This is a genomic window from Algoriphagus alkaliphilus (genome assembly GCF_900103735.1).
In the GTDB taxonomy this organism is placed as follows: domain Bacteria; phylum Bacteroidota; class Bacteroidia; order Cytophagales; family Cyclobacteriaceae; genus Algoriphagus; species Algoriphagus alkaliphilus.
Genome location: NZ_FMXE01000043.1, coordinates 21,388 through 31,622, shown reverse-complemented (window position 1 = coordinate 31,622; position 10,235 = coordinate 21,388). Strand labels below are relative to the sequence as shown.

The window sequence follows — 10,235 nt, the reverse complement described above, 5'->3', positions numbered from 1 at the left end:
ATCCGATTCTGATGCATGTTCTCCAAAATTTTTTTTTAGATCAACACCGTATTCATCGGAGGCCTGTTCAACTATGATCCGATACAAATCTGCCTCTAAAGATTTGCGCCCCAAGGCCGCTTCCAGTTCTTTAATGCGGTTTCTAAGCTCTTGAGCCGTCTTACTCTGACTGTCTTTTTCCATAACCATTCGGGTTCCCTTTTTCAAGGTACGAGAATAACGGTAAAGCCAATTATACACAGTTTGTTTACCTCCGATACCATACTCACGCATGGCTTGGGTAACGGTAAACTCACCTCGCTCTATCTGTCCAACAATTTGCTTACGTAAATCTTCACTGAAGATTCGCTGGGGTTTTAAATGAAATGTCATTTTCATTTTGATTTGGTTTTTAACACCAACAAAATGTGTCAACTTTATCCAGGCATTATCAGTCTATTCTCGGGCCTTCGGTCTCCTGTCTTTCCCTCCTCTTGATACTTATATCTAAATAGTTAATACTTCTTTTAGGTCTGAATCACCCCTACGTTAAATCTTTCAGTAATTGGAGAATGATTAGCTGCCTCAATTCCCATACTGATCACTTTACGGGTCTCCCTAGGATCTATGACTCCATCCACCCAAAGTCTCGAGGCTGCATAATAAGGACTCAATTCTTCATTGTATTTAGTCGTGATTTCCTCCAAAAGCTGATTTTCGTCTTCCTGAGAAATTACTTTCCCAGTCTTCTTCAGTGAAGCCACCTTGATCTGTAGTAAAGTCTTGGCAGCTGAGGCCCCAGACATCACAGCCATCTGCGCGGTGGGCCAGGAAAAGATCAAGCGGGGATCATAGGCTTTGCCACACATGGCATAATTGCCTGCCCCGTACGAGTTGCCGAGGATAATGGTGAATTTCGGCACTACCGAATTGGCCATGGCATTGACCATTTTTGCGCCGTCTTTGATGATCCCTCCATGTTCTGCTTTGCTCCCCACCATGAATCCGCTGACATCCTGCAGGAACACCAGAGGAATCTTTCGTTGATTGCAGTTCATGATGAACCGTGCAGCTTTATCCGCTGAATCCGAATAGATCACACCGCCCATTTGCATTTCGCCTTTGGCAGTTTTGACGATTTTTCGCTGATTGGCGATGATTCCCACAGCCCAGCCTCTGATCCTGGCTGTACCGCAAATCAGCGTTTTTCCGTAGTCTTGTTTGTATTCATCCAGCTCACCTCCATCTACCAATCCTGAGATAATATCCAGCATATCGTACGGTTTCACCCGTTCCATGGGAAAAATATCGATCAGCTTATCTCCCGAAATACCTGCCTCTTTGGCTTCTATCCTGTCAAATCCAGCTTTCGGGTTTTCGCCCAGAGTGCCGAAAATCTTTCGGATGGCATCCAGACATTCCTGGTCTGTGTCGTATTTATTGTCCGTTACACCTGAGATTTCGCAATGGGTCGTCGCGCCTCCGAGTGTTTCATTATCCACGCTCTCTCCGATGGCAGCTTTGACCAGATAAGATCCGGCAAGAAAAATTGACCCCGTCTTATCCACGATCATCGCTTCATCTGACATGATGGGCAGATATGCCCCGCCGGCTACGCAGCTGCCCATAATAGCCGCAATCTGTACAATCCCCATGGCAGACATCTTCGCATTATTTCGGAATTGTCGGCCAAAGTGCTCCTTGTCGGGAAAAATCTCGTTCTGCATCGGCAGGAAGACTCCGGCACTATCGACGAGATAGATGATGGGAAGATGATTTTCCATGGCAATTTCCTGTGCACGAAGGTTCTTTTTGGCAGTCATCGGAAACCAGGCACCTGCTTTCACGGTGGCGTCATTGGCCACAATTACACACATTCTCCCGTTTACAAAACCTATCCCGGTCACCACTCCGGCTGAAGGACATCCTCCCTCCTCTTCATACATTCCATCAGCGGCAAATGTCCCGATTTCCAAAAATTCAGAGCCGGTATCGATCAGATAATCAATCCGTTCTCTCGCTGTTAATTTACCTTTTTGATGCTCGGAATCGATTCGCTTTTGGCCACCGCCGAGCTGCACCTGAACTGTTTTAGTGGCAAGTTTTTCAAGCAAATCATGAATAGTCGGTTGAGTTGTTTCCATATTGGGATTCATCGGTTTTTTGGGTTTATAAATTCTAAAACTCCCAAGAAGCCGTGGAAGTTCTGAAGGCAAGATACAGAAAAGCCCTTTTCCGTGTGAAAAAGGGCCTAAATGCTTTTGGGTAAGACTGAATATTAATTTCCTTCGATTTGTTCTTTGTAGGCTTTGATCGATCGGTAAATAGCCGAAGCCATGTATTCTTTTCCAGCTTGGCTCATGAGAAATTTTTCCTCTTCGATATTAGACAAAAACCCAAGCTCAACCAGTACACTCGGCATGGAAGGGGTCCAAAGTACGTAGAATGGACCTTGCTTGACACCCCTGCTTTTTCTTCCAACACGATCTCTAAACTGGGTTTCAATGTGATCCGCTAGCGTGATGCTGTTACCGATGTAAGCTTTTTGAGTTAGGTTGAAAAGCATGTATGACTCCGGAGATGTAGGATCAAAACCTTCATATTCTTCAGCATAATTCTCTTCCAGTAGGATTACGGAGTTTTCTCTTTTTACAATGTCAAAATTGGCCTCGAAGTGCTTCGTGCCCATCACGAAGGTCTCTGTACCAAAAGCAGACTTATTTGGTGCGGAGTTGGAATGAATCGAAACAAAAAGATCTGCCTTATTTATATTGGCAATATTAGGACGCTGTTTGAGGGTCGGAAAGCTGTCGTCATCCCGTGTATAGATCACTTCCACATCCGGCATATTTTCTTTGAGATATTTACCAACCAACAGTGTCACAGCAAGGTTGATATCCTTTTCTCTAACCTTGGAGCCAATGTTTCCTGGGTCACTTCCTCCATGGCCAGCATCTAATACGATTTTTTTCATCCGAAATGCAGGCATCATCGTTTCATTGGGGATAAATCCACCAAAGAAAAAGGGAATCGCGATAAGAAAACTTAAGATAATTTTTTTGTTATTGAACCGTTCCATGAGGGCAATCGAGTTAACTTTACTCAAAATTTCTAACAAATTAAACAAAGCGCAAGCAGCAGTGTCGGGTTTCAGAATCCTTTTTTTTCTTCTTTCTTTGCTTTGGATCCTCCCGCAATTCGCTTTGGCGCAGCGACCAACCCAGCCTCCTCGAGAGAAAGTCTTGGTTGCACCTGACACCTTGGTGCCTCCTGCACGCAACCTTCCACTTGCTGATACCCTTGCCGCAAGGCAAGACACTTTGATAAATCTTGACTCGGCAAAAATGATGCCCACAAGCGATATTAAAACAGATATTCTCTATTTCGCTGAGGACAGCATCATTACAGACTTTTTAGAAAACAAAGTTTACCTCTATAAAAATGCATGGTTTGAATATGGTGAAATGAAACTGGAGGCAGATCGAATTGTCATCGATTGGAAAAACTCTGAACTTTACGCTTCCGGTGTTACAGACAGTCTTGGCGCAGTATCGGGGAATCCATTTTTCAAAGACAAAGGAACTGTCTATGAGATCCGAAAGGAAATGCGATACAACTTCAAATCCCAAAAAGCCATCATCAAAGACGTTGTCACCGAACAGCAAGACGGAGTCCTGCGGGGGGAAACGATCAAAAAAACCGCTGACGGAAGCATCTACCTGGATCATGGTTATTACACCACCTGTAAACTCACCAAGCCACACTGGCATATTTCTTCTTCAAAAATCAAATCCATCCAAGGAAAACAGGTTGTTTCCGGGCCATTTAACCTGTATTTCAATGGAATACCCACTCCACTTGGGTTACCCTTTGGCTTAATTCCTGACACGCCTGAAGAGAAAGCGTCCGGAGTGATTTTTCCTTCTTATGGCAAGGAGCAATTGCGGGGTATCTTTCTTAGGGATCTTGGTTACTATTTTGCCATCAATGATTACATCCATGCCCGGCTCACGGGTGACATTTATTCCAAAGGGGGCTGGGGAGCCAAATCCCAAGCCGTCTATACCAAACGCTACCGGTACAGTGGGGGATTTAATGTAGACTTTCAGAAGTTCACCAGTCCGGAGACGGAGCTAAACCCCGTTGACTACAATACCTTTCGCGTACAGTGGAATCACTCGCCTATCACAAGAGGTACAGGTAAATTTTCAGCCTCCGTCAATGCCGGTTCCACCAGCTACTTCAACAACATAGTAAGCCAGAATAATTTTGCCAACAATGTAACGGCTGACCTAAATTCGAATATTTCCTATTCCAAAACGTTTTCCGGCACGCCGTTTTCGATGTCTGCCAACCTTCGCCATTCACAAAGTGTGCAATCCGGGGAAGTCAGACTCGATCTGCCAACCGTGGCTGTAAACATGAACCGGCAGAGCCCATTCAAAAACCTGAAATTCGAGCCGCTGAAAACCTTGAATATTGCCTGGAATTTCAACATGCAAAACACCATCTCCAACCGTGTTCAGCAGGAACTTGGAGTCAATAATCCCGATTTCAGAACAACCCCCCAAGTAATCCCATTCAACCTGGATAATTTTGGTTTACTTTTGAAAAATGCAACTAACGGCGCCAGAAACACCATTCCGCTTTCTTCCAATTTTACTCTTTTTAATTATTTCACCGGAACAGCATCAATAAACTACGATGAACTCTGGTACCTACAACGAATCAATTACTACTACAATCCTACCGAAGAGCGGGTTGACCGAATTATTGAAGATGGCTTTAATCGTGTTGGCTTTTACAACACTTCCTTTGCGGTGAACACCAACTTTTACGGTTTTTATAACTTCAAGCCCAGCAGTAAAGTCCAAACCATCCGGCATCATATTGCTCCGACTTTTACTTTTAATTACACCCCGGATTTTTCCGATCCTTCATTCGGCTATTATCAGGAAGTACAGATTGATCAAAGTGGAAGAACCCAACGATTTTCAAGGCAACAAGGCTTCGCTTTTGGTGGTGCACCCCTCGGGGAGTCCCGCGCATTGAGTTTGGGAATCCGAAATGTGCTGGAAGCAAAAATCCTGGATTCAAAAGACAGCACCTCCGAAAAGGCTACCAAGAAAATCCCGCTTTTGGAATCTTTCAATATCAATACAGCCTACAATTTTGCCGCTGACTCCTTTCAGCTGGCTCCCTTCCAGATTTCGGCCCGGACTAGCTTTTTTGAACGCAAGCTTTCCGTCAACTTGACCAGCAACATTGATCCCTATGCAGTACAAACAATAACTCAAGAAAACGGAACCAGTTCCTTCAGGAGTATCAATCAGTTTGCTTGGAAAAACGGACAGGGTATCGGAATGATCCGAAACGCCTCACTCAACATGAATGCGTCATTGAACCCTCGAAACGGAAAATCACCGGGAGAGGTGCGGGATGACATGACCCAGAATTTTATTCAGCGAGGCGGTATATTGGATGAATTTGCGGAAAAAGAAATCAACCGAATCGTATCAGATCCCAGCCAATACATTGATTGGGAAATCCCATGGAATTTGACCGTTGGGTATAATCTTGCCTATTCCAGACAGATCAACAATAATAAAAACATTACACAAATCTTGAATTTGAGCGGAGATTTGTCCATTTCTGAAAAGTGGAAGTTCAATTTCAATACCGGTTTTGACATTCAGGCTGCCGCTATCACCCAAACCATGATCGGGATTGCACGGGATCTTCACTGTTGGCAGATGAATGTCAATTGGGTTCCTTTTGGTCGATTTACTTCCTACAACATCGATATCCGAGTCAAATCAAGCATTCTTCAGGACCTGAAGGTATCGAGAAGAAGATCCTTCTTTGATTTTTAGAAAAAAAGTCAGATGTCGGATGACCGATTTCCGATGTTTTTGAGTAATTAAAAGAGACTCTGCTATTGAAATCAAACTCGTGCCCGGCTGAGGGGCATGGTCATACAGCGCGGACCGCCCAGACCACGGCTGAGTTCCGAACTGGGAATCTCCAATACCTCCACTCCCATGTTTCGCAAAGCGCGATTGGTATGGATATTACGATTATACGAGATCACACGCCGAGGTCCTATCGCAAAAACATTGGCGCCGTCAAACCACTGTTCACGCATGGAATAATCCGGATTCCCATCGGCAGTATGAAGCACTTCCAAATGCGGAATTTCTCGCGCCAAAACTGTCAACAATGATTCCTTTAGCACTTCCCGCTTGATGGTTGTTTTTTCTCCATTATTCTCTTTTAGGGTGTAAAGCGAGGTCTGCAAAACAGCATTCAAGGCATCCGGATAAGTCAATACCAAGTTTTCATCCAAAATCGTGAAAACCGTATCCAAGTGCATGTACTGACGTTTTTGAGGAAGATGAACTTCATATACCCGCTTCACTGAACCTTCGGCTAAGAGTGCCTTTGCGGTATGATATATCGCTTTTTCGTCTGTCCGCTCGGAATTGCCGATAGCCACTGCTTCATGCGAAAGAATAATCACATCCCCCCCTTCTATGCTAGGCGGAGAATCATGCCCATTGACTGGATAGAGTTTGTTCACATGATCCTTAAAATCAGGATGATTTTCGAAAACCGTCCGAAGCAAGTCCGCCTCACGCTGTCTGCCTTCCATTTTCATGGAGGAAAAAATGATCCCGCCGGGAGTCAGTGCCATTGGATCCCGCTGGAAATACAAATTGGGACAAGGTGGAATTGCAAAAGCATAGTCTAAGAGTTCACCGGGATTCAACTTGGGGATTTTCCGCCTGAGTTCATGGATTTTCAGGCCGGCAGTCAATATACCGGCACACTCCGCTGTGGAGTAGCGCTCCAAAATATCCTCGGCCATATGAGCAAGCCCCGACCGATTGAGCGATTCCCGCATCAGGCGAAGCAGAATGTCTTTGTCATAAAGGACCCGGATCAGTAATTCTCGCAACTGATATACTTGAGCACCGGTCGACTCCTTGATCAGATTGGAAAAGGTATCATGTTCCTTCTGAAGTGCTTCCAGATAAGGCACATCCTCAAAGAGCAAAAAGTCTTTATTATATGGGGTCAATCGGTCAATTTCTTTTCCCGGTCTGTGCATCAGGACTGATTTGAGCGTTCCAAATTCTGAATTTATCCGAAGATTCATTATTTCTATATTTTCAACAAAAATGTATTTTATCTACAATATCAAAAATTAATATTTATTTTATTTATGGTTTATTTAAAATTTCAATCTTTTATTTAAACAATCAACTTATCGATTAATCCTAGTTTCAGGGAAATTTAAACTTATTCCAATCTGAAAAAAAACAAAATTCCTTAATTCTCAATTTACTCAATCCTATGGCACGGTTATTTCGTTCCTTTAAGGACATCACCGAAAAATAAATCTATGGTTTCTTTAAAAAAGCTTTCAATCGGCATTTTACTTACCGCCGTTTTTTTACTCCCAGCTTGTAGTTCAGCACAAATCTCGGATATCCTCAAACAAGTGTCAACCAATCCAAGTACCGCTGAAATTTCCTCAGGAATCAAAGAAGCACTCGAAAAAGGCACAGGAATCAGTGCCGAGCGACTTTCACTTGAAAATGGGTATTTGGGAAATCTAGACGTTAAAATTTTATTTCCTGAAGAAGCCAAAAATGTAGAAAGCACCCTTCGGTCTTTGGGTCTTGGCTCGATGTGTGACCAGGTGATCACCAGCCTGAACAGAGCAGCAGAGGATGCCGCAATTGCTGCCAAACCAATCTTTACGGATGCGATCAAGCAGATGAGCTTTCAGGATGTTCAGCAGATCCTTCTTGGTGAAAAAAATGCCGCTACGGTGTATTTCAAAGGAAATACGACTACTTCCCTTTCACAGAAATTCTCCCCGATTATCGACACTAGCTTGAAGAAGGTCGATGCAACCAAATATTGGAGTGATGTCATGACACGCTACAACAAGGTGCCTTTTGTGAAAAAAGTGGATACCGACTTGACTGCCTATGTTACTCAAAAGGCAATTGATGGCTTGTTTGTGGAAATCGCCAAAGAAGAATTAAAAATCCGTGAAAATATCACCGCCCGAACCAGCCCATTGCTTCAAAAAGTCTTTGGCTATGCCGAGCGCGAGAAGAGTGGGAAGTAGGGAGTTTGGAAGTTGAATGAAGTTTTGGGAGTTGGCTTAACCAATTTTCCCGTTCCGCCCATGTGAGTAAAACACACATGGGCGGAACGAAAACTCGCAATAGAACAAAATCGCCGAGCACCTGGGCCTGTCTTCGACTTTTTCTGCTTTGATCAGCGGGAAAGCGAAATAACAAAAAACCGTGAGTGGGGACACTCACGGAGGCGGAAAAAACAAAAAAACCGGAATCACTCCCGGTTTTTGTTTTTTAAAGCAAGCTTTAATTGAAAAATCTAGACCAAATCAACCGTCAAACTCTCCCCTTCCTTGGTCACTTTCGCCACCCCTTTTTGAGAAAGTCCTTTCATGGACACATCCCACTTTTTACCGCTTAGTCCGGATTGTACTTTTAAGTCAGATAGGGCTAACGGATGGTTTTTGCTGAGGAGATCAAAAATGATTTTCTCATCCTCAGTCATTTCTACGGCCTTTTTCTCCGGTCTCATCTGAGGGAAGAAAAGTACTTCCTGAATGGTCGTATTATTCGTCAAAAGCATTGTCAATCGGTCAATACCGATCCCCAAGCCTGAGGTCGGAGGCATACCATATTCCAGTGCACGAAGGAAATCCTCATCCATTACCATGGCTTCGTCGTCGCCTCTTGCTGCCAGTTTCAACTGCTCCTCAAATCGCTCGCGCTGATCGATCGGATCGTTCAGCTCAGTGTAGGCATTTGCAATTTCTTTACCATTGACAAAAAGTTCGAATCGCTCCACCAAGCCCGGCTTGCTGCGGTGCTTTTTCGCCAAAGGCGTCATCTCAATAGGATAATCAGTGATGTAGGTTGGCTGAATCAGGTTGGCTTCCACTTTGGCTCCGAAGATCTCATCGATCAGCTTGCCTCGACCCATGGAATTATCCACTTGAATCCCTAAATCCACGCATACTTGACGGATACCCGCTTCATCCAATTCGGTGACGTCTACACCCGCATATTCCTTGATGGAATCATACATGCTCAGCCTTCTGTAAGGACCTGCAAAATCAATCGACCGGTCGCCGACTTTGACCACGGTCTTCCCATGGATGGACTCGGTTACTTTTTCAAGCAATTCCTCCACCATTTCCATCATCCAAATGTAGTCCTTATAAGCCACATAGATCTCCATGGAGGTGAATTCCGGATTGTGGGTTCGGTCCATGCCTTCATTTCTGAACATTTTTCCAAACTCATAGACGCCTTCAAAACCACCTACAATCAACCTTTTCAGATACAATTCATTGGCGATCCTAAGGAAAAGCGGCATGTCCAATGTATTGTGGTGCGTCGAGAACGGTCTCGCTGCCGCGCCACCATGAACTGCTTGTAGAATTGGTGTCTCTACTTCCAACCACCCGTGATCGTCGAAGTATCGACGCATGTTGGAGATGATTTTGGATCGGGTGATGAAAGTTTGCTTGATTTCAGGATTGACTGTCAAATCCACATAGCGCTGTCTGTATCTGAGTTCGGGATCGGTAAAACCGTCATAGACATTTCCTTCTTCGTCCCGCTTCACAACCGGAAGTGGTTTCACTGACTTGGATAGTATCTTCAACTCTGTAACATGGAGCGAGATTTCACCGGTTTGGGTGGTGAAAATATAGCCTTTCACCCCAACGAAATCCCCAAGCCCAAGCAGTTTCTTGAAAACCGTATTGTATAAAGTCTTATCCTCGTCCGGACAGATATCATCACGGCGAACGTAGATCTGAAGAATTCCCGTTGAATCCTGAATCTCGGCAAAAGAGGCCGAGCCCATGATTCGACGGCTCATTAAACGACCCGCAATTGTGATGTCTTTATAATCCGTCTTTCTATTTTCGTAGTTTCTATGGATGTCCTCTGCGGTGACATTGATGGGGAAGGATTCAGCCGGATAAGGATTGATCCCGAGGGCCATTAACTCTTCCCGATCTTTTCTGCGCTCGAGTTCCTGTTCGCTAAGAAGTTGCATTTTCTATATTTGATATTTGAAATTCTCTTTTTGTCGGGTGTCCGATAACCGATGTCCGATGATTGAACCCAACAACCTTCTACCACTAACTTTTCACTATTAACTCTTCACCACTAAGGCTTCGACTCCACCCAACC

At 44.3% G+C, this 10,235-nt stretch carries 7 protein-coding genes; 2 read left to right on the top strand and 5 right to left on the bottom strand.

Annotation, left to right across the window (positions count from 1 at the left end):
- The 3 genes from BLQ81_RS20130 to BLQ81_RS20120 form a co-directional block, all read right to left on the bottom strand.
- A partial coding sequence (locus tag BLQ81_RS20130; RefSeq protein ID WP_092734339.1) for an IS630 transposase-related protein occupies window positions 1-378 on the bottom strand: 378 nt, incomplete at its 3' end.
- Window positions 379-506: 128 nt separating this feature from the next.
- The gene (locus BLQ81_RS20125) at window positions 507-2,123 is read right to left on the bottom strand and encodes an acyl-CoA carboxylase subunit beta (RefSeq protein WP_175454296.1); all 1,617 of its coding nucleotides are present in this window, start codon (window positions 2,121-2,123) and stop codon (window positions 507-509) included.
- Between the two features lie 134 nt (window positions 2,124-2,257).
- Complete coding sequence (locus BLQ81_RS20120) at window positions 2,258-3,058, bottom strand: N-acetylmuramoyl-L-alanine amidase family protein (protein WP_092734336.1); 801 nt, start codon at window positions 3,056-3,058, stop codon at window positions 2,258-2,260.
- Here BLQ81_RS20120 and BLQ81_RS20115 point away from each other — a divergent pair.
- Complete coding sequence (locus BLQ81_RS20115) at window positions 3,057-5,852, top strand: putative LPS assembly protein LptD (RefSeq protein WP_245693325.1); 2,796 nt, start codon at window positions 3,057-3,059, stop codon at window positions 5,850-5,852. The genes BLQ81_RS20120 and BLQ81_RS20115 overlap by 2 nt on opposite strands.
- 71 nt (window positions 5,853-5,923) lie before the next feature.
- Here the strand turns inward: BLQ81_RS20115 and BLQ81_RS20110 are convergent, their stop codons facing one another.
- Window positions 5,924-7,138, bottom strand: coding sequence for an arginine deiminase (locus tag BLQ81_RS20110; RefSeq protein ID WP_092734333.1), 1,215 nt, complete (start codon window positions 7,136-7,138; stop codon window positions 5,924-5,926).
- 246 nt (window positions 7,139-7,384) lie between these two features.
- On the opposite strand from BLQ81_RS20110, the gene BLQ81_RS20105 reads away from it, so the two are divergent.
- Window positions 7,385-8,122 (top strand): DUF4197 domain-containing protein, encoded by a 738-nt coding sequence (locus BLQ81_RS20105; protein WP_092734330.1) that lies wholly within the window; start codon window positions 7,385-7,387, stop codon window positions 8,120-8,122.
- 272 nt (window positions 8,123-8,394) lie between these two features.
- Here the strand turns inward: BLQ81_RS20105 and lysS are convergent, their stop codons facing one another.
- Window positions 8,395-10,098, bottom strand: coding sequence for a lysine--tRNA ligase (lysS, locus tag BLQ81_RS20100; protein WP_092734328.1), 1,704 nt, complete (start codon window positions 10,096-10,098; stop codon window positions 8,395-8,397).
- Between the last annotated feature and the right edge of the window lie 137 nt (window positions 10,099-10,235).